The sequence below is a fragment of the Solibacillus sp. FSL K6-1126 genome, assembly GCF_038003445.1.
GTDB classification, from domain to species: Bacteria; Bacillota; Bacilli; order Bacillales_A; family Planococcaceae; genus Solibacillus; species Solibacillus silvestris.
In genome coordinates, this window is sequence record NZ_JBBOPD010000001.1 from 1,373,662 (window position 1) to 1,397,062 (window position 23,401).

The 23,401-nt window shown below is 40.6% G+C and carries 29 protein-coding genes and 1 riboswitch; of the genes, 19 read left to right on the forward strand and 10 right to left on the reverse strand.

The window, feature by feature from the left end; genetic code table 11:
* Positions 1 to 77: 77 nt before the first annotated feature.
* Positions 78 to 602, reverse strand: coding sequence for a VrrA/YqfQ family protein (vrrA, locus tag MHH44_RS06545; protein ID WP_340798093.1), 525 nt, complete (start codon positions 600 to 602; stop codon positions 78 to 80).
* A 158-nt stretch (positions 603 to 760) separates the two neighbouring features.
* Between vrrA and MHH44_RS06550 the strand changes: the two genes are divergently transcribed.
* The 4 genes from MHH44_RS06550 (at position 761) to MHH44_RS06565 (ending at position 5,204) form a co-directional block, all read left to right on the forward strand.
* The gene (locus MHH44_RS06550; RefSeq protein ID WP_008408017.1) at positions 761 to 2,071 is read left to right on the forward strand and encodes a DEAD/DEAH box helicase; all 1,311 of its coding nucleotides are present in this window, start codon (positions 761 to 763) and stop codon (positions 2,069 to 2,071) included.
* Positions 2,072 to 2,140: 69 nt separating this feature from the next.
* Positions 2,141 to 3,028 carry a deoxyribonuclease IV gene (locus MHH44_RS06555; RefSeq protein ID WP_008408018.1) on the forward strand — a complete coding sequence of 296 codons (888 nt, stop codon included), beginning with the start codon at positions 2,141 to 2,143 and terminating at the stop codon, positions 3,026 to 3,028.
* A 126-nt stretch (positions 3,029 to 3,154) separates the two neighbouring features.
* Entirely contained in the window at positions 3,155 to 4,573 is a 1,419-nt protein-coding gene (dacB, locus tag MHH44_RS06560; protein ID WP_340798094.1) for a D-alanyl-D-alanine carboxypeptidase/D-alanyl-D-alanine endopeptidase, read from the forward strand.
* 13 nt (positions 4,574 to 4,586) lie between these two features.
* Positions 4,587 to 5,204, forward strand: a complete 618-nt coding sequence (locus MHH44_RS06565) for a pyroglutamyl-peptidase I (protein WP_340798095.1) — start codon at positions 4,587 to 4,589, stop codon at positions 5,202 to 5,204.
* 129 nt (positions 5,205 to 5,333) lie between these two features.
* On the opposite strand, the gene MHH44_RS06570 is transcribed toward MHH44_RS06565, so the two are convergent.
* Positions 5,334 to 5,567 carry an isopropylmalate synthase gene (locus tag MHH44_RS06570; protein WP_340798096.1) on the reverse strand — a complete coding sequence of 78 codons (234 nt, stop codon included), beginning with the start codon at positions 5,565 to 5,567 and terminating at the stop codon, positions 5,334 to 5,336.
* A gap of 295 nt (positions 5,568 to 5,862) precedes the next feature.
* Between MHH44_RS06570 and MHH44_RS06575 the strand changes: the two genes are divergently transcribed.
* From MHH44_RS06575 to MHH44_RS06630, 12 genes are all read left to right on the forward strand, one after another.
* Positions 5,863 to 6,609 carry a metal ABC transporter ATP-binding protein gene (locus tag MHH44_RS06575; RefSeq protein WP_008408022.1) on the forward strand — a complete coding sequence of 249 codons (747 nt, stop codon included), beginning with the start codon at positions 5,863 to 5,865 and terminating at the stop codon, positions 6,607 to 6,609.
* 15 nt (positions 6,610 to 6,624) lie between these two features.
* Positions 6,625 to 7,491, forward strand: a complete 867-nt coding sequence (locus MHH44_RS06580; RefSeq protein WP_008408024.1) for a metal ABC transporter permease — start codon at positions 6,625 to 6,627, stop codon at positions 7,489 to 7,491.
* Positions 7,488 to 7,898, forward strand: a complete 411-nt coding sequence (locus MHH44_RS06585) for a Fur family transcriptional regulator (protein WP_008408025.1) — start codon at positions 7,488 to 7,490, stop codon at positions 7,896 to 7,898. Before MHH44_RS06580 ends, MHH44_RS06585 begins: the two co-directional genes overlap by 4 nt.
* Before the next feature lie 51 nt (positions 7,899 to 7,949).
* Positions 7,950 to 8,131, forward strand: a riboswitch (cobalamin riboswitch).
* A gap of 160 nt (positions 8,132 to 8,291) precedes the next feature.
* The gene (locus MHH44_RS06590; protein ID WP_340798097.1) at positions 8,292 to 8,849 is read left to right on the forward strand and encodes a hypothetical protein; all 558 of its coding nucleotides are present in this window, start codon (positions 8,292 to 8,294) and stop codon (positions 8,847 to 8,849) included.
* Positions 8,839 to 9,792 (forward strand): ABC transporter substrate-binding protein, encoded by a 954-nt coding sequence (locus tag MHH44_RS06595; RefSeq protein WP_340798098.1) that lies wholly within the window; start codon positions 8,839 to 8,841, stop codon positions 9,790 to 9,792. Before MHH44_RS06590 ends, MHH44_RS06595 begins: the two co-directional genes overlap by 11 nt.
* 198 nt (positions 9,793 to 9,990) lie before the next feature.
* Positions 9,991 to 10,533: a bifunctional adenosylcobinamide kinase/adenosylcobinamide-phosphate guanylyltransferase gene (locus tag MHH44_RS06600; protein WP_340798099.1), complete on the forward strand. Its 543-nt coding sequence runs from the start codon at positions 9,991 to 9,993 to the stop codon at positions 10,531 to 10,533.
* A gap of 12 nt (positions 10,534 to 10,545) precedes the next feature.
* Positions 10,546 to 11,319, forward strand: coding sequence for an adenosylcobinamide-GDP ribazoletransferase (gene cobS / locus MHH44_RS06605; RefSeq protein WP_340798100.1), 774 nt, complete (start codon positions 10,546 to 10,548; stop codon positions 11,317 to 11,319).
* A complete protein-coding gene (locus tag MHH44_RS06610; protein ID WP_340798101.1) occupies positions 11,292 to 11,897 on the forward strand; it encodes a histidine phosphatase family protein in 606 nt (201 codons plus the stop codon). The genes cobS and MHH44_RS06610 overlap by 28 nt, the downstream gene beginning before the upstream one ends.
* Positions 11,840 to 12,268: a bifunctional adenosylcobinamide kinase/adenosylcobinamide-phosphate guanylyltransferase gene (locus MHH44_RS06615; protein WP_340798102.1), complete on the forward strand. Its 429-nt coding sequence runs from the start codon at positions 11,840 to 11,842 to the stop codon at positions 12,266 to 12,268. The genes MHH44_RS06610 and MHH44_RS06615 overlap by 58 nt, the downstream gene beginning before the upstream one ends.
* Entirely contained in the window at positions 12,255 to 12,749 is a 495-nt protein-coding gene (locus tag MHH44_RS06620) for an ECF transporter S component (protein WP_340798103.1), read from the forward strand. Before MHH44_RS06615 ends, MHH44_RS06620 begins: the two co-directional genes overlap by 14 nt.
* Positions 12,746 to 13,420 (forward strand): hypothetical protein, encoded by a 675-nt coding sequence (locus tag MHH44_RS06625; protein WP_340798104.1) that lies wholly within the window; start codon positions 12,746 to 12,748, stop codon positions 13,418 to 13,420. Before MHH44_RS06620 ends, MHH44_RS06625 begins: the two co-directional genes overlap by 4 nt.
* A 142-nt stretch (positions 13,421 to 13,562) precedes the next feature.
* Entirely contained in the window at positions 13,563 to 14,633 is a 1,071-nt protein-coding gene (locus MHH44_RS06630) for a branched-chain amino acid aminotransferase (protein WP_008408037.1), read from the forward strand.
* 59 nt (positions 14,634 to 14,692) lie between these two features.
* On the opposite strand, the gene MHH44_RS06635 is transcribed toward MHH44_RS06630, so the two are convergent.
* The 3 genes from MHH44_RS06635 to MHH44_RS06645 form a co-directional block, all read right to left on the reverse strand.
* Complete coding sequence (locus tag MHH44_RS06635; protein ID WP_087615283.1) at positions 14,693 to 16,231, reverse strand: flotillin family protein; 1,539 nt, start codon at positions 16,229 to 16,231, stop codon at positions 14,693 to 14,695.
* A gap of 18 nt (positions 16,232 to 16,249) precedes the next feature.
* A complete protein-coding gene (locus MHH44_RS06640; RefSeq protein ID WP_008408041.1) occupies positions 16,250 to 16,780 on the reverse strand; it encodes a hypothetical protein in 531 nt (176 codons plus the stop codon).
* 124 nt (positions 16,781 to 16,904) lie between these two features.
* Positions 16,905 to 18,347, reverse strand: a complete 1,443-nt coding sequence (locus tag MHH44_RS06645) for a bifunctional metallophosphatase/5'-nucleotidase (protein ID WP_340798106.1) — start codon at positions 18,345 to 18,347, stop codon at positions 16,905 to 16,907.
* Between the two features lie 120 nt (positions 18,348 to 18,467).
* Between MHH44_RS06645 and MHH44_RS06650 the strand changes: the two genes are divergently transcribed.
* From MHH44_RS06650 to MHH44_RS06660, 3 genes are all read left to right on the forward strand, one after another.
* On the forward strand, positions 18,468 to 18,800 hold the full coding sequence (locus MHH44_RS06650; RefSeq protein WP_008408043.1) for a heme oxygenase: 333 nt from the start codon (positions 18,468 to 18,470) through the stop codon (positions 18,798 to 18,800).
* A 120-nt stretch (positions 18,801 to 18,920) separates the two neighbouring features.
* Complete coding sequence (locus MHH44_RS06655; RefSeq protein ID WP_340798107.1) at positions 18,921 to 19,622, forward strand: O-linked GlcNAc transferase; 702 nt, start codon at positions 18,921 to 18,923, stop codon at positions 19,620 to 19,622.
* 28 nt (positions 19,623 to 19,650) lie between these two features.
* Entirely contained in the window at positions 19,651 to 20,082 is a 432-nt protein-coding gene (locus MHH44_RS06660) for a hypothetical protein (RefSeq protein WP_014824378.1), read from the forward strand.
* 156 nt (positions 20,083 to 20,238) lie between these two features.
* On the opposite strand, the gene MHH44_RS06665 is transcribed toward MHH44_RS06660, so the two are convergent.
* The 5 genes from MHH44_RS06665 to liaF all read right to left on the reverse strand — a co-directional run bounded on the left by MHH44_RS06665 (position 20,239) and on the right by liaF (position 23,366).
* On the reverse strand, positions 20,239 to 20,568 hold the full coding sequence (locus MHH44_RS06665) for a hypothetical protein (RefSeq protein WP_340798108.1): 330 nt from the start codon (positions 20,566 to 20,568) through the stop codon (positions 20,239 to 20,241).
* Positions 20,569 to 20,720: 152 nt separating this feature from the next.
* Entirely contained in the window at positions 20,721 to 21,035 is a 315-nt protein-coding gene (locus MHH44_RS06670; RefSeq protein WP_340798109.1) for an acyl-CoA dehydrogenase, read from the reverse strand.
* 12 nt (positions 21,036 to 21,047) lie between these two features.
* Entirely contained in the window at positions 21,048 to 21,677 is a 630-nt protein-coding gene (locus MHH44_RS06675; RefSeq protein ID WP_065216994.1) for a response regulator transcription factor, read from the reverse strand.
* Positions 21,670 to 22,695: a sensor histidine kinase gene (locus MHH44_RS06680; RefSeq protein WP_340798110.1), complete on the reverse strand. Its 1,026-nt coding sequence runs from the start codon at positions 22,693 to 22,695 to the stop codon at positions 21,670 to 21,672. The genes MHH44_RS06675 and MHH44_RS06680 overlap by 8 nt, the downstream gene beginning before the upstream one ends.
* Positions 22,692 to 23,366, reverse strand: a complete 675-nt coding sequence (gene liaF, locus MHH44_RS06685; protein ID WP_008408058.1) for a cell wall-active antibiotics response protein LiaF — start codon at positions 23,364 to 23,366, stop codon at positions 22,692 to 22,694. Before liaF ends, MHH44_RS06680 begins: the two co-directional genes overlap by 4 nt.
* Positions 23,367 to 23,401 lie beyond the last annotated feature (35 nt).

Genomic DNA, 23,401 nt, shown 5'->3' on the forward strand with positions numbered 1-23,401 from the left:
CTACTCCATTACGCATATGAGAGGACTCGTAATAGATACGAATCTGCACTCATTTGCTTGGGGTAGCTTTTATTTTGTTATTCAAAAGGAGGCTGAAATATTTTCGGTAATGATGGTTTTGTCGTAATTTTCTCCTCAACTGGCTCCTGTTCTCGCCGGTTGCCTCGTGGATTTCCTCTTTCTCTCACTCTTTCTCTCTCTCTTGGCCGTTCCTGCGGCATTGAAACAGTAGAAGACTCCAGCGGGTCGGAAGTTTCTTTAAATCCTTTATATAAACGCCATAAAGCGGGCAGATTTTTAAACATTGGGGCTGCCTGCTGAATATATGGTGTGAACTTTTGGGCATTACTAAATAAAGAGTTTGCTCCTGATAAAAACCCTTCGAGCTTCGGTGCACCTGCTGCACCTTGCACAGCTGCCTGAGGTGGAATTGGCATTTGGTTCATAAATTGACCAACTCCAGGAATAGCTCCTATTCCAGGAATCGGACCTCCTCCTGGACTCGGGCCTCGCATCATGTATGGTGCATACATTGGAAAACGTGGTGCAACCGGCATTTGATTCATCATTCCTTGAGGTGGAAAGTAATAAGGTGGGCGCATAATAAACTCCTTTCTAAAAATCGACATGATATTTCAATTTTCTTTCATAAATTCGTCCCAACAGTTTGACGTTGAAACTATTTACCGTTATGATATGCAGATGGTCACTTAAATGTACGAATTATGGTACAATAGGAAAGATGTAAGGAGGTACGTGAATGTCAAAATATACTGATTATCAATTCAAGCCATTTTTGCAGGACGCCATTGCAAAGCTTGGATTTACAGAGCCGACACCCATTCAAAAAGAAATGATTCCACTCGTATTAAAAGGTAAGAGTGCAATCGGACAAGCTCATACAGGAACAGGAAAAACACATAGTTTTTTATTGCCGATCGTAGAGCGTATTGTAGAAGAAAAACAAGAAGTACAGGCGGTTATCACGTCGCCGACACGAGAACTGGCACAACAAATTTTTGATGCGTTAAACCAGCTTGTTGAAGGAACGGAAATTTCAACTAAATTATTTATCGGCGGTACGGACAAACAACGTACAATCGACCGATTAAAAACACAGCCTCAAATCGTTGTAGGTACACCGGGTCGTATTAAAGATTTGGTGAAAGAAAATGCATTGCTTGTTCACACTGCGCCGATTTTAGTTGTCGATGAAGCAGATCTGGCATTTGACATGGGCTTCATTGAAGATATTGACGGCTTTGCGTCGCATATGCCAGAAAAGCTTGAAATGTTCGTGTTCTCAGCGACAATTCCAGAAAAATTAAAACCATTCTTAAAGAAATACATGGATTCACCGATCCATATTCATATGAATGATAAACGTCCGGTGGCGGAAGGCATTGACTTTGTATTAGTACCTGTACGTTCGAAGGCACGTAATACACGTTTACTTGAAGTAATTAAGGGAATCAATCCATTCCTTGCTGTTATTTTCTGTAACACACGTAAAAATGCAGAATCGGTAGCGAGCTTTTTAGCAGAACAAGGTATCCGTGCAGGACAAATCCACGGAGATTTAAGTCCGCGTGACCGTAAAAAAATGATGAAGCAAGTACGTGATCTTGAGTTCCAATATATCGTAGCAACAGATTTAGCTGCACGTGGTATTGATATTCAAGGGATTTCGCATGTTATCAACTATGAAATTCCGGAAGATCTTGAGTTCTTCATTCACCGTGTTGGTCGTACAGCACGTGCCGGCTCAAAAGGAACAGCGATTACGTTATTCCAGCCGGAAGATGAGGATGCAGTAGTACGCATCGAAAAAATGGGGATTCCATTTGTACAAAAAGATATTAAAAATGGCGAATGGTCTGACTTAAAAGACCGTCACCAGCGTGCAAGCCGTAAAGGTGAGCGTAAAGAAGATGAAATCGATGCAAAAGCCAAAGCCCTGGTACGTAAGCCGAAGAAAGTTAAACCAGGCTATAAACGTAATATGAAGTGGGAAATGGAAAAAGTGAAAAAACGCGAACGCCGTATTAAAGCGCGCCGCAACAATAACTAATTACACAAGGGGCTGCTTAGAATGATTTTTCTATGCAGCCTGTTTATTCGTTAAATGGAGGAAAGTAGAATGTTATTAGGTTCACATGTTTCGATGAGCGGAAAAAAAATGCTGCTAGGTGCCAGCGAAGAAGCATTAAGCTATGGTGCCAATACTTTTATGATCTATACAGGCGCACCTCAAAATACGCGCAGAAAGCCGATTGAAGAGCTGAATATTATGAAGGGCCTGCTCCATATGAAAGAGAACGGACTATCCAACATTGTTGTCCATGCACCGTATATTATCAATTTAGGGAATACGACAAAACCGGAAACTTTTGAGCTTGGCGTAAACTTTTTGCAGGAAGAAATTAAACGTACTGCTGCATTGGAAGCGACACAAATCGTACTGCATCCTGGTGCGCATGTCGGTGCAGGTGTTGATGCGGGTATTGAACGGATTGTAGAAGGTTTAAATGAAGTGCTGACACAGGACTACCCAGTACAGATCGCATTGGAAACGATGGCGGGCAAAGGCACTGAAATCGGTCGTACATTTGAAGAATTGGCACGTATTATCGATGGTGTGACAAACAATGAGCGCCTGTCGATTTGTATGGACACATGCCATATTCATGACGCCGGCTACGACGTTACAGGTGACTTTGACGGAGTGTTAAATGAATTTGATAAAGTCATCGGGTTGGATCGTTTAAAAGTACTGCACATTAATGATTCGAAAAATGTGCGCGGTGCTGGAAAAGACCGTCATGAAAATATCGGTTTTGGTGAAATCGGTTTTGAGGCAATGCACTATATTGTTCATCATCCACAGTTAATGCATTTACCGAAAATACTGGAAACACCATTTGTCGGTCCGGATGCAAAAAACAAAAAAGCGCCATATTTACATGAAATTGCGATGCTTCGCAATAGTGAATTCCAGCCAGCATTAATTGATGCAATGCGCGAATAATAAGAATAAGAAAAACATACTTGGCACAAATTTGATGCAAAGTATGTTTTTTTGCGTTTTTTATGACATAATTTGTTATAATGAGTTAACTGTAAATTAGCAATATTCAAAAGGAGGTATCAGTTGATGAAAAAAATATTTCAGCTCGTCATTTTGTTAGCGTTATTCTTTTCATTGCCTATTCAAAGTTTCGCATCGATCAATGGTGCGGTTACAACACATTTAGGGAAAAGTAATGCAGCAGTGACGATTCGTGACGCAGAGAGCGGGAAAATCGTCTATTCGCAAAACGGGGACAAACTGATGCGACCGGCTTCCAATATGAAATTAGTTTCGGGTGCTGCCGCATTGTCGATTTTAGGCGAGGACTATCGTTTTAAAACGAATTTATATATCGATGGCATTATTGTCAACGATACATTAAATGGAAATGTTTACATAAAAGGCAGTGGCGATCCGACATTAAAAAAAGATGACTTTTTAGAGTTTGCCAAAGAATTGAAGCGCATTGGCATTCGTACAATCAATGGTCATTTAATCGGTGATGATACAGCATTTTCCGGCAGTACATTGCCACCGGGTGTTCTAAAGTCGGATGAGACGTATTACTTCGGTGCGCGTACTTCTGCGATTACGATGTCACAAAACAATGACTTTGATGCGAGTACAGTCATTATTACTGCAAAGCCTGGTAAAGTTGGAGCAAAACCGAGCTATTCGATTGAACCGAATTTAAGCGGTATGGTCATTTCCAACCAAGCAAAAACAGTTAGTAAAGGAAGTCGTAATACAATCACAATCAAGCGTGCCTACAATACAAACCGTATTATCATTTCCGGAAACCTGCCACAAGGGAGCAGTAAGAAGGAATGGGTAACATTGCAAGACCCGTCGAAAAACACAATGCAGGCAATTAAGCAGACGCTGCAAGGGACAGGTTTAAAATTTGTGAAGAGTTCGAAAGTGGAATTAGGAAAAGTTCCGCAAAAGGCAACATTGCTTTACACGAATGAATCACGCACGTTGGCAGCCATTTTCCCGGCATTTATGAAACTGAGCAACAACAGTATTGCCGATATTCTTGTAAAGGCAATGGGTAAGCAGCAGCTAGGTGAAGGCAGTACGAACAAAGGTGCCACGTTACTGAAAAAGTACAGTGCTTCATTGGATATTCCTGTGAACAACTGGCGTTTTGCAGATGGTTCTGGATTGTCCAATTCAAACCGTGTAACGTCAAACGGACTTTCGCAGTTATTGTACAAAGTTCAAAAAGAATCTTATTTCGGTACATTTTTTGATTCGTTGCCAGTCGCCGGCAATAAAGATCGCATGGTCGGCGGTACATTAAAAAGCCGTTTAACAAACAGTGCTTTGCAAAATAGAATTTATGCAAAAACAGGCTATATCCCAAATGTATATACATTATCAGGTTATATGAAAGGCCAAAGCGGAAAACAATATATCTTCTCGATTCTACTGGAGAATAAATCAAGTGGAAATGTATATATTGACCGTACAATGGCAGCGCTTGTAAAAAACTTATAGAGGGGCAAGACAGATGGAGAAATTACTTTTAACAGGATTTGAACCGTTTTTATCAAATCCGATCAACCCTACAATGGAAGTGGTACAGGCACTGAATGGAAAGTCGATCGGTCAGTATGAAATTGTTGGCCATGTATTGTCTGTCGATTTTGCAAAAGCACCGGAACAGTTTTTGGCACTGGTCGAAGAAGTAAAGCCGACGATTATCGTTTCATTAGGCTTAGCGGCGGGCATTACGAAAATTTCTCCGGAACGTGTTGCATTGAATGTAAAAGATGGGGAAAAGGACAATGCAGGGAATGCATTTGAGGATGCACCGATCAAAGAAGATGGGGATGTTGCGTATTTGTCGACATTGCCGATCCGTAAAATTGTCAACCGTTTAAATTCTGCAGGATATCCGACAGCAATATCCAATTCTGCCGGAACATATTTATGTAATAATATTATGTATGAAGGTTTGTACTACGCTGCAAAGAATGAAGCAATCCGAGCTGCAGGATTTATTCATATACCTGCATCATTCGAGCTGGCGATCGAGCACGGCCGGATTCCGGGCTGGTCAATGCGTGATTTAACAGCGGCCATTGAACTGGCACTCGATGTATGTGTAGGTAAGAATGCTGTATAGGGCATTTAAAGTAATGGGAAAATAATAAGACAAAAAAATCAGCCGTGTTGCGGCTGATTTTTGTTTTTAAAAGATTGGAAAATAATTTACGGAGCATTACAAAAAATGTGTTCTGAAAAACCGTCTAAATTACAAACCGACTAACTTCATTAATTTTTTATAACGTCTATCCCCAAGCAGCTTCTGAATTTTTTTTAAAACTTCTTTTGGAACGCCGGTAAGAGCCCAGCTGATATTGGCATGCTTCAGAATTTTTTGCAGCTTCTGAACTTCTTCTATGTTCAATTCAAGTCCCTGCTGTTTGGCGAAATCCTGCAGTTGCCTGTCATTCATTCCTTTTAAGTTATCAAGCCATTGTAGCATTTGAATTGTCTTCATCCTTTCAAGTTTATCCCGCATTAACGGGTAATAATTCATCTGCCTCGAAAGCGTAGCGGCAGAGCCAAGACTCCCGCCTCTAAACCTAATCAGATCGAAAAGGATAGGCGGGAGGTCAACTACCCGTAAAAGCCCGATTGGTTAAATTAACTTTCAGTGGGGATGAGAAAAATCCCCACTAATTGAAGTTCAACTTTAAATCCTTTACATGAACAAAAAACTGCATTATACTAACATGATGTAAATCGTAATGATTTTGAATTAGAAAGAAGCGAACGAAATGAAAAAACCATTGATAGAATTGAAGGATGTTTCCTTTCAATATGAATACACACAAGCATTGAAAAATATTTCACTACGTGTCAATGAAGGCGATTTTTTAGCATTAATTGGGCAAAACGGCTCTGGTAAATCGACACTTTTAAAATTAATTTTAGGACTGTTAAAGCCTATGTCAGGGGAAATTAAATTATTTGGCGAACAAGCAAGCCATTTTAAACACCGCGAATGGATTGGCTATGTTTCTCAAAAATCCAATGCCTTTAACTCGGGGTTTCCTGCAACGGTCGAAGAAGTCGTGAAAAGTGGTTTATCGCAAAAGGTAGGGCTGTTTAAACGCTATCCCAAAGATGCGGATATTTTAGTGAAAAGTGCTTTAAAAGATGTCGGCATGGATAAATTTCTAAAACGGAATATTGGACAGCTTTCCGGCGGGCAGCAGCAGCGTGTGTTCATTGCACGTGCTTTAGTATCCGATCCGAAGCTTCTTATTTTGGATGAACCGACAGTCGGAATTGACCGAGAAAATGTGCAGGCATTCTATGATATGCTCGCACATTTAAATAAGCATCACAATATGACGATGATTTTAGTTACACATGATGTGGACACGGTTTCGGATCGTGTCAGTCATGTAGCGTGCTTAAATCAGTCGATTCATTTCCACGGGTACAAAAATGATTTTGATACGATTTCGGAAGAACAGATTGCTAGCTGGAACGGCCACTCTGTTCGAAAGATTCACTAAGAGGAGCAGGCCGTTATGATAGAAGCTATATTAAACTATGAATTTTTGCAAAATGCCTTTTTCTCAGGGCTTGTTATTGGAGTAATTGCACCATTGCTTGGTGTATTTATCGTAGTAAGACGTTTATCGCTAATTGCGGATGCACTGTCGCATGTAACACTGGCGGGGATTGCCGGGAGCCTGTACTTGAGCCAATCGTTTGCAGCGCTGGCTTTGCTGAACCCGATTTATTTAGGGATTATCGCATCTGTAAGTGGTTCGATCTTAATTGAACGATTACGCCGACTATATAAACATTATGAAGAACTTGCGATACCAATTATTATGTCGGGCGGAATCGGTGTGAGTGCCATTTTAATATCACTTGCAAGCGGATTTAATACCGATTTAATGAGCTATTTATTTGGCTCTGTATCGGCTGTATCACGTCAGGATCTATATGTTGTGCTGGCAATTGCAGTCGTAGTTGTATTATTTTTAGTTTTATTTTTTAAAGAGCTTTTCGTATTGTCATTCGATGAGGAATATGCGAAAGCGAGCGGTTTACCTGCGAAATGGATTCATTTATTGTTCATGATCGTTGTCGCACTAGTTATCGCAGCAAGTATGCGTATTGTCGGAATTTTGCTTGTTTCAAGCTTAATGACATTGCCGGTAGCTGCAGCGATGCGTTTAGCTCGCGGTTTTAAAGAGGCGATTATTTTAGCGATTGTATTTGGAGAGCTGGCAGTAGTAATCGGACTCATTTCTGCATTTTACCTGAACTTGGCACCGGGTGGAACAATTGTTGTCACATCTATTTTGATCTTGCTATTAGTAATTTTAATCAAAAAGCTTGTTTTGAAATTCACAATTAAATCGGAAGGAGAAGAGATACTGTGAATGCAGCGCGCGCGTGGGAAATATTAAAGGATAATGGCTATAAAAAGACGGATAAACGAGAGTTGATTTTGGGTATGTTTGCATCTACAGACAAATATTTGACTGCCCGTGATTTGTTATCAGTATTGAAAAAAGATTTCCCTGGGATGAGTTTCGATACAATTTACCGTAACCTCGCTACTTTCGTGGAGCTTGATATTCTAGAAGAAACAGAATTAAACGGTGAGCGTAACTTCCGTATGCATTGTGAGTCGGATCATCATCACCACCATTTTATTTGCCGTGATTGCGGGAATGTAAAGGAACTGTCTGTTTGCCCGATGGAAATGCTCGGTGAAAAGCTGCCGGGTTATGCTGTAGAAGCACACAAATTTGAGATTTATGGCAAATGTCCGGATTGTTTGTAAATTTCCATTGCATATTTCTGTTAATATGCTAAAGTGATTAAGACAAATTGAATAAATTTGCAGGAAAAAGATGCATTATGCATAAATGGGAATTCGGTGTAAATCCGAAGCTATTTCCGTAACTGTAAGCGTTGATGAAAATAAGTGTGAGACCACTGCTAATATAGCGGGAAGGTACTTATGAGTAAAGTGAAACGCAGAGCCAGGAGACCAATCTTTTTCTTATCGTAACATCCCTCTTCGGAATTAAAGAGAATGTACGGCAGTCACTGATCGAATGAGCATCCTTTTGCAGCACTCTTTTTTGATTTTTGAAGCCATCCATTTTCTTGGGTGGCTTTTTTTCGTACACTCGTAATTTCGTGAGGCACTACTTGAAGTGAGGAGAATTTTATGAAAAAGGATATCCGTTTTTCCTGTTATCCGTTTATGCGGGAAAAATCAAGCTGCGTCGACTATGAAATCCGCACCGATTCTTTGACAACGCGAATCGGTACAGTCTTTCCGACGTTAGTTGATGATGCTTCCGGTCAGCTCGTTTTGGAAGATTTGAGGAGAATCCAACCGTTAGCTTATCATGTCAATGGTTCGGTACGCGGTAAATTAGCCATTACATTTGAGGATTTGCAATGGCTAAGCGATCGATACGATTTTTATGTAAGTGAAGTTGGAGAAGCGATTCAGCAGTTTGTACTGCCACAAGGAATCGAAAGTTCAGCAAGACTGCATATTTGCCGCAGTGAGGCGAAAAAGTCTTTCAGGGCATTACATAAAGTGAGCGAGGAAAGAGAAGTGGATGAAATTTTGTTTGATTTTCTCGGGCTGCTTGCCAATGTGTTTTTTGTCATGGCGGTCTATATGAATCAGCAGCATCAACAAGAGGAAATTCCATTTATCTCAAAATCTTATCCGACGAAAAAGAAAAAAGGGGTTACAACAAATGAAATTTAAGAACAAATGGATCGTTGCTTTAGCGGCAACATTCTTATTAGCAGCATGCGGATCAAATGATGAAAAGTCTGAAAATGATGTGAAAAAAGAAGAGCAGGCCGGTTCGAAAAGTGAAGGTGCACCGTATACAGTTGTTGATGATCGTGGTGTTGAAGTAACATTCGATGAAGTACCGGAAACGATTATTTCCCTGCAGCCTAGCAATACAGAAATTTTGTTTGAGCTGGGTGTCGGTGAACAAATTATCGGGGCAACAGAATATGATACATATCCGGAAGCCGCACAAAAAATTGAACGTGTGTCGACTTCTACTGTCATCAATGCAGAGCGAATTCTGGAATTGGATCCGGATGTCGTTGTTGCCTATACAATTGGGGAGGAAGCACAAATTGCCCAATTGGAAGATGCAGGTTTGAAAGTATTTGTAATTGCTTCGGCTGCGACATTTGATGATGTTTATACAGATATTATCCAACTGTCCGAAGTAATGGATGTAAAAGAAAAAGGCGAAGAAATTGTAGCCGACATTAAAGCACAAATCGAAACAGTACAAGAAAAAACAGCGACAATTGATACGAAGAAAAAAGCATATTATGAAGTTTCGCCAGCTCCGGATCTTTGGACTACCGGCAGCAGTACATTCCAGCAGGAAATAATGGATCACGCCAATGTTGAAAATATTTTTGCTGATCAGACGAGCTGGATTAGTGTGACGGAAGAAGATGTCATTACTCGTAATCCTGAAATTATTATTACACCGGCAACCTATATGGAAAATGCAGTTGACGAGATTCTAGGACGCACAGGTTGGGATAAAATACAGGCAGTTTCAGAAAAGGCAGTTTATCTGGTCGATGGAGATATTATGTCCCGTCCTGGACCGCGTATTGGTGAAGCCGTTGAAATTATGGCACAATCAGTATACCCGGAACTATTTAAATAAGTATAGAATAGAAGGACATGCCTAAGTTTAGGCATGTCTTTTTCAATTAACTTCATTCAGCGGATATCGCTGAATGAAATTAATTGGCTTCCGGCGGATGTCACGACTTCGGCGATGAATTCTTTGCGCTTCAGCGCAAAGCAGAATACGGACGCAATTACGCCGAGGCGTAATTGATAAAAATAAGGGGGGATACGATTGATTTTTATAACCGGTGGTGTGCGCAGCGGCAAAAGTGCTTTTGCAGAAAAATTTGCTAGGCAGTTAGGTGAAGAAAAGACGCTCTACTATGTCGCGACAGGTGTATCCTTTGATGAGGAAATGGAAAAACGAATTATCCGCCATCAGCAAGACCGCGAAAATCAGAACGCCCATTGGAACACAGTGGAAATGCAAGTACAGATTCCTTTTACGATCGAGCAGCTTTCAAATAATGATGTTGTGCTTTTTGAATGTGTGACAACATGGCTTTCGAATGTACTGTATACATATGAACAAAAAAATGAAAATAGCGAGTACATCGATAATTGTATCGAATCACTGCAAAAGCAATTGCTAACATGGCGGAAGCAAGGTGCTACAATAATAGTTGTATCAAATGAAGTGCTGGATGAACTGCCATCACCGTATGATGAGGTAAATTTGTATCGCAAATTGTTAGGTGAGCTTCATCAATGGATTGTCCAAAATAGTGATGAAGCATATGAAGTACAATTTCAGCTTGTACAGCGTTGGAAGTAAGGAGGAACCAAGTTGAAAAATAGTTTGAGCGGTTTTTTGTTAGCTTGGCAATTTTTTTCGGCAGTGCCGATAAAAAAACAGCTGGATATGAATGCCAAGTCTGTTACATGGATGTATGGATTTTTACCGATTGTCGGTTTACTTATCGGGTCAATCATTAGTAGTGGTGTATTTATACTATCTCGCTATAGTGAGGTTTCAGAGTTGCTGTTGGCGATTTTGATTGTGATCGGATTAATCGTTCTGACAGGTGGACTGCATTTAGACGGCTGGATCGATATGAGCGATGCGTTCTTTTCCTATGGAGAAAAAGAGAAACGGCTGGAGATATTAGATGATCCGCGAACAGGCGCATTTGGGGTACTTAGTGTTTTTGGTTTACTTGTATTAAAAATCGGCGTTATTTATGAAATGTTGACGTATGGGCAATTGGCGATTGTGCCCTATTTAATCTTTATTCCTTTTATAGCGCGAATGGGGATGCTGCTCTATTTTGTAACGATGCAGCCGGCAAAAGAAAAGGGCCTCGCTGCTTATTTTAAAGGGATTGTCATTCGAAATAAACTTGTTTTTTTGATCGTTTTTCAAAGTATTCTAGCATTTGTAAGCTGGTTTTACATTGGCGCATTCAGCTTATATATTTTAGTAGTCGTGATGATGGTCGTTGTTGTTTTTTACCGGAATTGGTCAAGGAAACATTTCGGCGGTGTAACAGGCGATTTGCTCGGTGCGCTCGGTGAAGGATTGGAGGTTGTCCTATGGCTCACGATATTACTGTGCATTTAATCAGGCACGAAAAAACGAAAGCAAATACAGAACGGAAATATATTGGCTGGACAGATGAGCCGATCCTGAAAAAAGTGGAAGCCAAGATCGATCTACAGCCAGGTATCGTTTATGGGAGCGATTTACGGAGATGCCGTGAAACTTCACAATGTTATTTTCCGAATGCCGAATTTATCGCTTACCGAAACTTGCGTGAGCTGCATTTTGGGGACTTTGAAATGTGTACATATGAACAATTGCAGCATAATGGAATATACCGGGCTTGGATTGATGACCCGATTAATCATCCGATTCCAAACGGTGAAACCTTTATCCAGTTCAAGCAGCGTGTATTGAAAGGCTTTCGTGAAATTGTAAATGAAAAGAAAGAATATACGCTGATCGTACACGGAGGAGTGATTCGGTTATTACTTGCCGTTTACGGGGGGAAAGCGCAATCCTTTCAGCAAACAGTGGCCAATCATCGAACGATTTACACACTTGGCTGGAATACAATAGAGGAACTCATAGGAGGTGTGAGATGTACGTTATACTCGGAGGCGCACATAACGGTAAACGAAAATATGCAGAAAAAGTGATCGCGCAGTTACCGGCAAAAGAACTGATTATTTATGAAGGATACTTACCACAACCGGAAGAAATAAAAGAAAACGAGCGTTACATAATAAGCAATTTTGAACAGATGATTTTACCGTATCTTCATGAATCCGAAGAAAAGGTGGCACAGCAAATTTTCGGACAGCTTATGCAAATTGCTGAACAGGCAGAACTGATCTGTATTTGTACAGATACGAGCCGCGGTGTTGTCCCGCTTGAAAAAGAAGCACGGCAATTAAGAGACACTTGCGGTAGGTTATACCAGAAGCTTTGCAATGAAGCACAGACGGTCATTCGTGTATGGTACGGCATACCACAAATTTTAAAAGGAGATTCTCATGAACAAAACTAAATTACGTTTAATTATTTTAACAGCATTAATTGCGGCTATTTGTGTGATTGGCAGTTTTATTAAAGTGCCGGTAGGGGTCGTGGCAACAGCTGCACTCGATTCTGCTCCTGCTTTAATTAGTGCAATCTTTCTACCGCCAGTCTTTGCAGGCGCGGCAGGAGCACTCGGGCATGTCGCGACAGGATTCACATCCGGTTTCCCGCTAGGCATTTTACATCTTATAATTGCGGCGGAAATGTTTGTGATTGTTGCGATCTTTGCAGTTATGCATCAAAAAGGCCTTCAAATTTTAAAATGGATATTTGTCATTATCGCAAATGGTATTATTGCACCGATTCCATTTTATTTTCTTATTTCTCCGGCATTTTACATCGGCTCGATTGCCTCATTAACAATTGCGACAGCTGTAAACTGCCTGATCGCAATACTTGTCATGCCTGTATTGAAAACAGTCGTACAGCGAGTAGGGGTTAATGTATGAGAAACTCGATAGAAGTGAACGGGTTAGTCGTTTCGATTGATAATTCGGGTTGTATCGGCACAAAAGAGCATGATATTGTACAGGTACCCAATGAAGTGACTGCCTATTTTACAGCACGTACTGCTATTTTAGAGCAACTTTGCGCGGGTGCCATCCCGGTTCAATTATTAATGGCCAATTTCTCGGGCGATGAAGTATGGTCAGAGTATGAGCAAGGGTTTAAAAGAGCATTTTCGGAAATGGGGCTGGAAATACCTCCTTTAATGGGCTCGAGTGAAACGAATTTTCAGTCGCTTCAGTCGGCGGTCTCTCTTACGATGCTTGGAAAAAAACAATTCGAACGGAATACGGATCGTTGTGAGTTTTATGTTATCGGCGAACCGCTTGTCGGAAATGATGTGATAGAAAATCCACATAAAATTGCACATTTAAATGAGGTGTATGAAGGACTGATCAATGGCTTCATCCAAGCAATATGGCCAACAGGTTCTAAGGGAGTTGGGGCAGAAATTACACGTTTTACCGGAGAGTGTTATACAGCCGATGTCAATTTAACCGATTCTGCAGGTCCGTCATGTGCGGTTTTGGCTGCTGTGAAAAAGGAGCATGAAGAAACGTTCTTACATAGCATAACAGCACCTGTTAATAAACTTATAAAAGTAAAAGAGTGATTGGGTAGAAATTTGCTCGAAAACTAATGAAACTGCTAGAATAAAATATTTTTTGACGGAAATTAAAAAATACTAAATTTTCTAAAAATAACATGGTATGATATAGTGTATCAACTTAAAATTAGTTAAGGAGCATGAGATTATGACAACATACCAAATTACAACTGAGTTATCAACAAATAGAAAACAAAAAACACCTGCAGAACAGCTTGGTTTTGGTAAGATTTTTACTGACCATATGTTTGTTATGGATTATGAAGATGGAAAAGGATGGCATAATGCGACAATTACACCATATGCTCCGATTACATTAAGTCCTGCTGCGATGGTATTCCACTATGGACAAGCGGTATTTGAAGGTTTAAAAGCATATATGACAGAAGATGGTGAAGTACAGCTATTCCGCCCGGACCGTAACTTCCAGCGATTAAATTCTTCCAATGCACGCCTTTGCATTCCGCCGATTGATGAGGATTTTGCATTAGAAGCATTAAAAGAATTACTTCGAGTAGATCGCGAGTGGGTTCCAACAGCGCCAGGTACATCACTTTATATTCGACCATTTATTATTGCGACAGAGAGCTATTTAGGTGTAAATCCTGCGAAAAGCTATAAATTTATGATTATTATGTCACCGGTTGGCTCTTATTATAAAGAAGGCATTAACCCGGTTAAAATTTTAGTAGAACAGCAATATGTTCGTGCCGTAGTTGGCGGTACAGGTGAAGCGAAAACAGCCGGTAACTATGCGTCGAGCTTAAAAGGTTCAGAAATTGCTGCGCAACAAGGCTATTCTCAAACATTATGGCTGGACGGGAAAGAAAATAAATACGTAGAAGAAGTCGGCAGTATGAACATCTTCTTTAAAATTTCTGGAAAAGTAATTACGCCTGCATTAAACGGCAGTATTTTACCAGGGATTACACGCGATTCGATGATTGAAGTATTAAAATCAAAAAATATCCCGATTGAAGAGCGAGCAATTGCCTTTGAAGAAGTTGTGGAAGCTGCTAAAAACGGCACATTGGAAGAGGCGTTCGGTACAGGAACTGCCGCTGTAATTTCGCCGGTAGGGGAGCTGAAATGGCTGGATGATGTCATTTCTGTCAACAATGGCCAAATCGGTGAAGTAACACAAATGCTTTACGATACATTAACAGGCATCCAATACGGTAAAGTTGCAGATACATTTGGCTGGACGGTTAAAATTTAATAAAAAGAAAATACAGCATTTTCCGTTATGGAAGAATGCTGTATTTTTTATTGAACACCTTATTTTTCAAGTATTTCTTCTACTCGTGAGAAATCTTCGCGAGGAATTATTGCCGATTTTTCAAACGCATTTTTTCCGACATATGTTTCGATTAGTTCTTTTACATCAATACCGGAAGATGCTTTTAATGTTTCCTGCAAGCCAGCCATTAAATCCGTCGCATAGCCCGTTACTTTACCAGCGCCGCCGTTCGTACCGCCCCCTGTATCCACAACTGTAATCTTGTCGATATTCGAAAGTGGACTAGCAACTTGTTTTGCGTATTCTGGTAACATTTTAACAATCATATCAAGGACAGCTGCCTGACCGTACTGTTCAAACGCTTCCGCAATTTTCTCTTTCGCTTCCGCTTCCGCAAGACCGCGTAGACGGATAATTTCTGCCTCCGCCGTACCTTGTGCACGCTCTGCATCTGCTTTCGCAAGACCATCTAAACGAATGCGCTCTGCTTCAGCTTGTGCCTGTGCTTCAATACGGTACTTCTCCGCATCTGCCTGCGCAAGCTCTTTACGTTTTTGTGCTTCGGCATTTTGTTCGATTGCATAACGATCCGCATCTGCCTTTTTCTTTACTTCTGAATCGTATTGCTTTTCACGACGCAGAATTTCTTTTTCTTCTAATTCGATTTGCTTTTGACGCTCAATGATTCGTACTTGCATTTCCTGTTCCGTTACTTCCTGTTTAGCACGTGCAGATTCCAATTCGTACGCCTGATCGGCACGGGCTTTTGCAATGTCCTGCTCGCGGCGGTATTCTGCCACTTTTAACTGATTATTTTTCTCGGCTTCTGCAATCTCAGTAGCACGCTCTAATTCGGCCTGTTGCGCTTCCTGAGCTGCTTGAGCACGTTTAATACGTGTTTCTTTATCTGCTTCAGCTGTTGCGATATCTGCATCACGCTTCACTTGAGCAATTCGCGGTTTACCAAGTGAATCCAGGTAACCATTTTTATCGCGCACATCTTTAATCGTAAATGATACAATGATCAAGCCCATTTTCGCTAAATCCTGAGATGCGACACGTTGCACTTCCTGCGAGAATTTATCACGGTTTTTATAGATTTCTTCTACCGTCATCGAACCTAAAATCGAACGTAAGTGACCTTCCAGTACTTCGCGTGCTTCACTTTCGCGTTCCTGTTTATCTTTTCCTAAAAATTGCTCGGCCGCTGTTGCAATTTCCGAAATTGAGCCACCGATTTTAATGATTGCTGTCCCATCTGCCATTACAGGAACACCTTGTTCTGTATAAACTTCCGGAGTCGTTACTTCTAATTTACTTGAAAGTAGACTTAATGGTTTTGCCTGCTGGAAAACCGGGAATACAAATGTACCACCACCGCGGATAATTTTAATACGATTTCCTGAATCGTCGGTATGTACATTTTTGCTGCCTAAATAACTACCTGTTACGATTAATGCTTCATCCGGACCAGCTGTGCGATATTTCATAATATAGACGGCTACAAGAGCGACAATTAGAAATACGACTACCCCAACTGCTATTAAAATTCCAGATATACCTGCTAAACCTGACATAAAAATTCCTCCCTGTTTCTAAAAATGAATTTCTTCTTTCTCATAAATCGCGACCATTGCTGTACCATCACGCATCTCAATAATTAAAACCTGTGTGTCATACGGTATCTCTACTTGATGATAACTTGCTGCACGCTTTGATATAATGCCGTTTGCCGTTTCGATCACCATTTCCCCAAAACCATCAAGAGGAACGGGCACAATCACTTTTCCTGTCTGACCTTCAAGCGATTCATCTGTATAGGCAAGGGACACTTCTGCTGAACGTAAAGGAACAAGCAGGAAAAAATAGAGAAGCGCTGTCAATAAACTCGCAATTAAAAGAGCAATGATGAATATGATGAAACTTGTTAATCCTGTAAACTGTTCCAGCAAGTAACCCGCAGCCGAAGTGAATGTAATAAACGATAGGATTACAGCCGGGTCAAAAAATGGCGTTCCATCGATGGACACATCTGCAATATCTGCAAAAAATAAGTAAAGAATAGTGCAACACCCAATAACGATTAAGATGAATAAATAAATGGTTTCAATGGAATAACCAAACAAGTTGCCACCTCCTTCATGCTATTTATATAAATTTACGGATGAATTGGGAAAAAGTTTCAATTTTTTCGAAAAATAAAAAATGTATGCCAATTTAAGTGATTGACATACATAATGCGCAGATAATTTACTTCATTTGGAACTCATTTTTAATCTGAATCGTTAGCGGACTGGTTTGTTCTATGTAATCCATCATTAAATCGGGAATGAATTTATCCGCTTCTCGAATAGGCTGTTTTTGAAACATCGGCAACTGGTGCGCCCCTGTAGCACGGTAACTATTGACGGCAACTTCAAAGATCTCATTATCCTGAATGGGATTTCCTTCAAAAGTCAGCTTTGTGACGCGTTGACCAGTTTGTTGGCGTAAATCAATTGTATAATCAATGCCGCCCCACAGATCATAAATATACGGCTGAGGCTCCGGATAGTTCACAGCCATACTAAAATCGATTTGCCCTTGGTCATTTAGCGCAAAGACAGCTGCACTTTGTTCAATCGCTTGGCGGATTTCAGCACCTGTCATTTGGATGACGAGCAGTCGGTTTGCTCGGGGGAGATTATGTAAAACATCTTCACGGGTTATTCTCTGAGGAAAGCCCCCTTGTGAATGGTAGGGCAATTCAATAACAGAAATTTGGGCACCGGTGTAATGAAGCTGCATATCATGTAGCATTTGTGTATATGCGGTCATTTTTGTGCGGGGCGTAAAAAAGTCTGCATAGGTCAGCGCTTTATCCGCTGTTCCGATCGGTTGCTTTTTCCAGGCCTCAAATCCGTGGAAGGACTGCATTTTTAAGGCAGGATCAACTTGGATGATAGCCGGTTCAAAAGAAAACGTATCATCTTCCACAGTGACATCAATTTGTGCAAAGCAATGTGCATTTGCACCAGGTTGAACAACAGCGACACCATTTTGTACTGTGGCAATTTCCAGATGCTGATGTCCTGTAATGAATAGATCAATGCCTTCTATTTCTTGAAGCATACGATAGCCTTCGTTTTCACCTTGTTCCAGATCTATTAGGTGACCGCTATGAAGATCACGTTCAAAACCGCCGTGATAGCTTAAAATGACAAGCTGTGCCTGTTCAATTTCGCGGACGTGCTTAACGGTTTTTTTCGCACATTCAAATGAGTTTTCAAAATGCAGATGCTTTGTCGATTCACATTCATCCCAGTTTTTTGTGAAATGAGTTGTGATCCCTATGACAGCAATACGTAGCCCGTTTATTTCCTTAATAACATACGGTTGAGCAAACCCCGGGATATTTGCGGCAATCCAAGGAAAACTGCATGCATCACGGATCGATTGTATTTTTTCGGAAGAATAGTTGAATTCATGATTCCCGAAAACTGCGACATCATAGCCGAGTTTGTTCGCAAGTTCGATTTGCGGGTGCTGTTTTTCGACAATATAATCATAATAATAGCTTAAATGACTGCCCTGCAAAAAATCGCCATTATCGATTAACAGCGCGGGCTGTCTAGCAGCAATCATTTGCGCAAGCTGTGAAAAACGTTCTGTATGTCCATGAATATCGCTCGTCGCAATAATAGTAAATTTCATTGAGATAACTTCCTTAATATTTGATTTTCCTTATTATAGCGTGAATTATTGCGCAACAGTTCTGAAAGTGCTTAAATAAATATATAAGTAGTTAACGCTAAATTATAGGAGTTGGTAATCATGATTACAGTAACAAACCGTATCCAAGTAAAAAAAGGTTTTGCCGAAAAAATGGCCCCACAATTTGTACAACCAGGTCCATTACAGGAATTTGAAGGTTTCCAAAAAGTAGAAGTATTAGTTTCAACGCAATTTGAAGAATATGATGAAATGAGCGTTGTTATGTACTGGGATTCAAAAGAAAACTTTGCTGTATGGCGTGAAAGTGATGCATTCAAACAATCTCATAAACGTCCATCTGAAGGTGAAGGCGGCGGCCACCACCAAGGTGAGTCACCAATGCTAGGTTCACAAATCGTGATTGCCGAAGTAGCAGGCACAATCTCAAAATAGTTCAAAGGGGTGTCCTAATGTTTTCGTTAGGACACCTTTATTACTATACATACTTTTGAATGAAATACATATTATCGATGCATTCACAAATAGTGAATGAAAAACAGAAGGGTGTTTTAAATGTCGAACATGGAGCAGTATTTTTATGACGGGCAGTTTTTGAAATGCTATGAAGAAGCGAAACGCCAATCACAAAGCGGCGAAAATGAACAGGCAACTCAATTTTTAAAAGTCTTCGAAAAATACGAGTATGAAAAATTTCCGAAACCGACCGTACAGATTTCGCAAAGTGTCGAACGTGCGAATGAAAGCTATCCTGAAAATGATGAGCTTGAGCAATTGCGGGCAATCAAGGATGAACAGCAGTTTTCAGCAAAAGTCAAACAGCTTGAAGATGATGCACGAACAGCCGAGGCGGAACGGAAAGCGCAGTCGTTTTATGTACAGGGGCATCTTTTTTTAATGGCGCACCATTATGATGAAAGTGTGCACTGCTTTATGGAAGCGGTGAAGCATCATCCGAACAAGGCGTTGTATTACGGGATAGCTGGACAGACGATGAACCGTTTTAACTGGTCGCCGTTTGATGTGATGGTCTATATTGAGCGGGCAATCGAACTGGATCCGGAAAATGCAAGATGGTACTGGAATAAGGCGCTCGTTTTAACACAGCTTTACAAAGATTTGAATGCCGAACCGTTTTTGGAAAATGCTTTGATTGCCATTGAAAAGGCAATTGAGAAATGCCGCGAAGATCAAACATCGCTACGTTCAGGCATCGACACAACATTGGAAAATTTGAAAGAATATCTTTTCAATTAAACAAGGACCGGCAGATGGAGGAAAAAGCATGAAGTTTTTATCTTGGAAAGGTATTTCGATCTACTTAACAATCATTCTATTTTTACTCATTTTTATTCAGATTCTGGACTGGAATAAAGGGAATGATAAAGAGGCCCAATATGCAGTAGAACTGGAAAAAGCGTATATAGATCTGGTCGATTTTCAGACGTATATTTTGAACGATGAAGTGCAGATCGATGATAAGAGGCATGTGTTGACGATGTATGAAAAAAACTTTCAATATCAGCTAAGCATGTTCATTGATATTTTCGGTAATAAAAAAGTGGATGATTTAAACCTATTTGATTCCTATAAACAAATCGATGAGGCATTATCATCATTTTATGAAGCGGAAAATGCGGAACAGCAGGGACAGGCACATGAACAGTTGATCGATGCGAAACATGCACTGTTTACTATATTGAATGATTTGAAATAATATGGTCTGGGGCTCACGAACGCTTTGCAAGGAAGCGGGGCGTGGGCTTTTTTAAAGCTGAAGTATTCATTAACACTACGGACGCTAATAAAACGCCGAAAGTTCTAATAAAATCGAAAAAGTTCTAATATATGTAAGTGTTTCTAATATATGGTGTTATTTTTCTAATAAGTGCATCCGATTTTCAAATATCGCTGTCAGAAGTTCTAATATACCACTCCGATTTTCTAATAAACCGAAAAAAGTTCTAATATAACAATGCCGGGGCATTCCATAGCTACCCTGAAAGCCTATAAAGACCGGTTCTTCGGTCAAAAACGCCCGCTTTTCAAATATCGCTGTCAGAAGTTCTAATATACCACTCCGATCATCTAATAAACCGAAAAAAGTTCTAATATAACAATGCCGGGGCATTCCATAGCTCCCCTGAAACCCTATAAAAACCAGTTTTAAGGCCAAAAACACTTGATTTTCTAATAAAGCCATCAGAAGTTCTAATATGTCACTCCGATCATCTAATAAACCGAAAAAAGTTCTAATAAATCAACGAAAGGCGTACTCCATACCCCTGGCCCACCCCTAAAAAACCGCCCCAAAAGTTATCAACTAACCTTCAGGGCAGCTTCAGCCATTCGCTACTATTTCTTCTTTTTATCCTTCACAAACGCAAACACGATTAATCCTAACTGAATCACAACGATTGCGATAAAAATGTAAAAGTTTTTCGAGGAACTTGCTAAATTTAGTTCATCTGCCAAAATTCCTGCAATCGACTGCAATTGTGCACTTAATAAAATAATGAGTGCACCAATAAATAACATGATCTTAGGATTGATACTAAAGCCCAGCAGCACGATAATGAACAACGCTGAGAAAATCAGCAATAGGGTGAACAGGGGGGCAAGTAATGTGAGTGTCCCGTCTTTTGCAAAGTTTTCGTACGTAAATGTCATGAATAATTCTCCTTACTTTACTAATCCATTTTGAAATGCATAGACGACAGCCTGTGTGCGGTCCTGCACTTCGAGTTTACTTAAAATGTTGCTGACATGGGTTTTGACCGTTTTTAATGCGATAAACAGTTCTTCCGCGATTTCCTGATTGGCAAGGCCGCGAGCCATACATAATAGGACTTCCATTTCCCGGTCTGTTAAATGGTTATGCAGGGCAGGGGCGGTACCGCGCATACGTGCCATTACCCGTGTCGTTGCTTCCGGCTCAAGAACCGTTTCTCCGTCCATCGTTTTCCGGATTGCATCGGCAATCTGTTTGGCGTTGCTCGTTTTCAGTATATAGCTGACAGCGCCTGCTTCAAGGGCAGGGTATAATTTATCGTCATCGATAAAGCTCGTGACAATCATTACTTTTGCTTGCGGCCATTGTGCCAGAATTTCTGCAGTCGCTTCAGCACCCGTTTTAATCGGCATCACATTATCCATCAGCACAATATCCGGCTTCAATGCCAACACTTTTTCAATCGCTTCCTCGCCGTTTGTCGCTTCACCGATGACTTCGATATCGGGTTGTGCCGATAAATAGGCAGCAACACCGATTCGAACCATTTCGTGATCATCTACTATGACAACTTTAATCATTCATTTGTTCCTCCTTTTTGAGCGGAACTTTCACTTCGACAATTGTTCCTTCATCCGGTACAGAGACAATCTTATACGTACAGCCAATTTCGACAGCGCGTTCGGCAATATTGCGCAGCCCGTACGAAGTCGTTTTATCTCCCTCCAAATTAAAGCCAAGGCCATTATCCTGAATGCGCAAAATCGCAAGTTGATCACGTGCGATTAATAACAGCTCGACTTCAGTTGCTTTTGCATGCCGTAAAGTATTTGATAAAGCTTCTTGGGCAATACGGAATAAATGATCTTCCTCCGCTTTCGATAATCCGATTTCTTCAATTTGGTAATCAATATTGAAATACACTTTTTCCTGTAATTCTACAATCAGATCTTCTAAACCTTCTGCCAAGCTTTTATTATGCAATGCGACAGGTCGCAAGTGAAGGAGTAGGGCGCGCATTTCGAGCTGTGCCTGCTGGACGATTTTTTCCACCTGTTTGAGCTGCTTTTGTGCAAAATCATCTTGACGCTGTTCTGTAAGCGCGGAGAGAAGCATGGATGCCGCAAACAGCTGTTGGGAAACAGAATCATGCAGTTCCCGCGCAAGACGCTGACGTTCTGCAAGGAGCCGCTCCTGGACGATGGCGTCATTTGTTTCCACTTTTTCATTGGAAAGTCGCTGTAAAGATGTCCGCTGTGTTTCAATTAATTCGTTCGTTTCGCGCAAGGCCTTTTTTAACGAACCATTTGCTTTCTTGAATTTTTGTGCAAAATCAGGCTCAGCTACTTTTTTCACGATGCGGGTCATCTGATTTTCTTTTATTTTTAAAGAAATCGATATCCATAAAGAAATAAAGAAGCTGGTTGTTGTTGCGGTAATGGCGATCACAGCGACAATCGGTATTGAATACTCACCGCTTTCCCATAAAAAACGCCAAGTCTCTTCCTGCGGCTGACCGAGCAGGAAAACAAAAATATTCAGAGCAAATGTCGCAAAAACCATCATCAAAATAAAAAATCGTATTATAAATGCAATCATCCGCGCTGCACCTCCACATCACCAATCCACGATGTCACATAAAGGACAAGGACACGTTTTGCATCCATTTCTCCATCCTCAAAATGGAGCTGTTCATTAATACACTGCTTTGGCGCATAGTGCAGGCATGCTGCTTCACCATATAAAGTGGAATAATGAAGCTGAATCGTCACTTCATAAGGTACGATAACCCGTACTTTTCCAAGAGATTGATGGATCACTATAATTGATTTCCCGTTTGGTAAAATGGTTTCGGTCGTATCGATAGTAATATCGCCGATAAAGCGTTGAATATGAATATCCTTCCAATGATAGCTTTCTGTCGGAGCACCTGTTGTTCCGATTAATATATTTTGATTGGATGTATTGGCAAGCTGACTTTTGATTTCCATCACTTGCTCTTTTTTCGTTAAGTATTGGTATAAAATAAAGACAAGCACACCAATGATTAAAAGGCGCAATGTCCAAATATTAATTATGGCAAAGAATAATAGAACGAGTCCCGTCCATAATAAGTAACGTTTCTTCTTTTTAAAGCTAAAAAAGAGAAACAGTGCACCTAAAATCAGTATAAACACGGTGCCATTATTGAAAAGAGTTAATTCGATTAATACGACAAGTGCCATACTCATCGCGATAATTGCAAGCTGATCAGACGTGATTTTCGGCATGGTGCCTCCCCCTATAACGTACAAAATGGAGAAAG

Bases quoted from the DNA above. Each gene is read 5' to 3' on its own strand.
- vrrA (WP_340798093.1), bottom strand. From the start codon at position 602: ATGCGCCCACCTTATTACTTTCCACCTCAAGGAATGATGAATCAAATG.
- MHH44_RS06550 (WP_008408017.1), top strand. From the start codon at position 761: ATGTCAAAATATACTGATTATCAATTCAAGCCATTTTTGCAGGACGCC.
- MHH44_RS06555 (WP_008408018.1), top strand. From the start codon at position 2,141: ATGTTATTAGGTTCACATGTTTCGATGAGCGGAAAAAAAATGCTGCTA.
- dacB (WP_340798094.1), top strand. From the start codon at position 3,155: ATGAAAAAAATATTTCAGCTCGTCATTTTGTTAGCGTTATTCTTTTCA.
- MHH44_RS06565 (WP_340798095.1), top strand. From the start codon at position 4,587: ATGGAGAAATTACTTTTAACAGGATTTGAACCGTTTTTATCAAATCCG.
- MHH44_RS06570 (WP_340798096.1), bottom strand. From the start codon at position 5,567: ATGCTACAATGGCTTGATAACTTAAAAGGAATGAATGACAGGCAACTG.
- MHH44_RS06575 (WP_008408022.1), top strand. From the start codon at position 5,863: ATGAAAAAACCATTGATAGAATTGAAGGATGTTTCCTTTCAATATGAA.
- MHH44_RS06580 (WP_008408024.1), top strand. From the start codon at position 6,625: ATGATAGAAGCTATATTAAACTATGAATTTTTGCAAAATGCCTTTTTC.
- MHH44_RS06590 (WP_340798097.1), top strand. From the start codon at position 8,292: ATGAAAAAGGATATCCGTTTTTCCTGTTATCCGTTTATGCGGGAAAAA.
- MHH44_RS06595 (WP_340798098.1), top strand. From the start codon at position 8,839: ATGAAATTTAAGAACAAATGGATCGTTGCTTTAGCGGCAACATTCTTA.
- MHH44_RS06610 (WP_340798101.1), top strand. From the start codon at position 11,292: ATGGCTCACGATATTACTGTGCATTTAATCAGGCACGAAAAAACGAAA.
- MHH44_RS06615 (WP_340798102.1), top strand. From the start codon at position 11,840: ATGTACGTTATACTCGGAGGCGCACATAACGGTAAACGAAAATATGCA.
- MHH44_RS06620 (WP_340798103.1), top strand. From the start codon at position 12,255: ATGAACAAAACTAAATTACGTTTAATTATTTTAACAGCATTAATTGCG.
- MHH44_RS06625 (WP_340798104.1), top strand. From the start codon at position 12,746: ATGAGAAACTCGATAGAAGTGAACGGGTTAGTCGTTTCGATTGATAAT.
- MHH44_RS06630 (WP_008408037.1), top strand. From the start codon at position 13,563: ATGACAACATACCAAATTACAACTGAGTTATCAACAAATAGAAAACAA.
- MHH44_RS06635 (WP_087615283.1), bottom strand. From the start codon at position 16,231: ATGTCAGGTTTAGCAGGTATATCTGGAATTTTAATAGCAGTTGGGGTA.
- MHH44_RS06645 (WP_340798106.1), bottom strand. From the start codon at position 18,347: ATGAAATTTACTATTATTGCGACGAGCGATATTCATGGACATACAGAA.
- MHH44_RS06650 (WP_008408043.1), top strand. From the start codon at position 18,468: ATGATTACAGTAACAAACCGTATCCAAGTAAAAAAAGGTTTTGCCGAA.
- MHH44_RS06655 (WP_340798107.1), top strand. From the start codon at position 18,921: ATGTCGAACATGGAGCAGTATTTTTATGACGGGCAGTTTTTGAAATGC.
- MHH44_RS06660 (WP_014824378.1), top strand. From the start codon at position 19,651: ATGAAGTTTTTATCTTGGAAAGGTATTTCGATCTACTTAACAATCATT.
- MHH44_RS06665 (WP_340798108.1), bottom strand. From the start codon at position 20,568: ATGGCTTTATTAGAAAATCAAGTGTTTTTGGCCTTAAAACTGGTTTTT.
- MHH44_RS06670 (WP_340798109.1), bottom strand. From the start codon at position 21,035: ATGACATTTACGTACGAAAACTTTGCAAAAGACGGGACACTCACATTA.
- MHH44_RS06675 (WP_065216994.1), bottom strand. From the start codon at position 21,677: ATGATTAAAGTTGTCATAGTAGATGATCACGAAATGGTTCGAATCGGT.
- MHH44_RS06680 (WP_340798110.1), bottom strand. From the start codon at position 22,695: ATGATTGCATTTATAATACGATTTTTTATTTTGATGATGGTTTTTGCG.
- liaF (WP_008408058.1), bottom strand. From the start codon at position 23,366: ATGCCGAAAATCACGTCTGATCAGCTTGCAATTATCGCGATGAGTATG.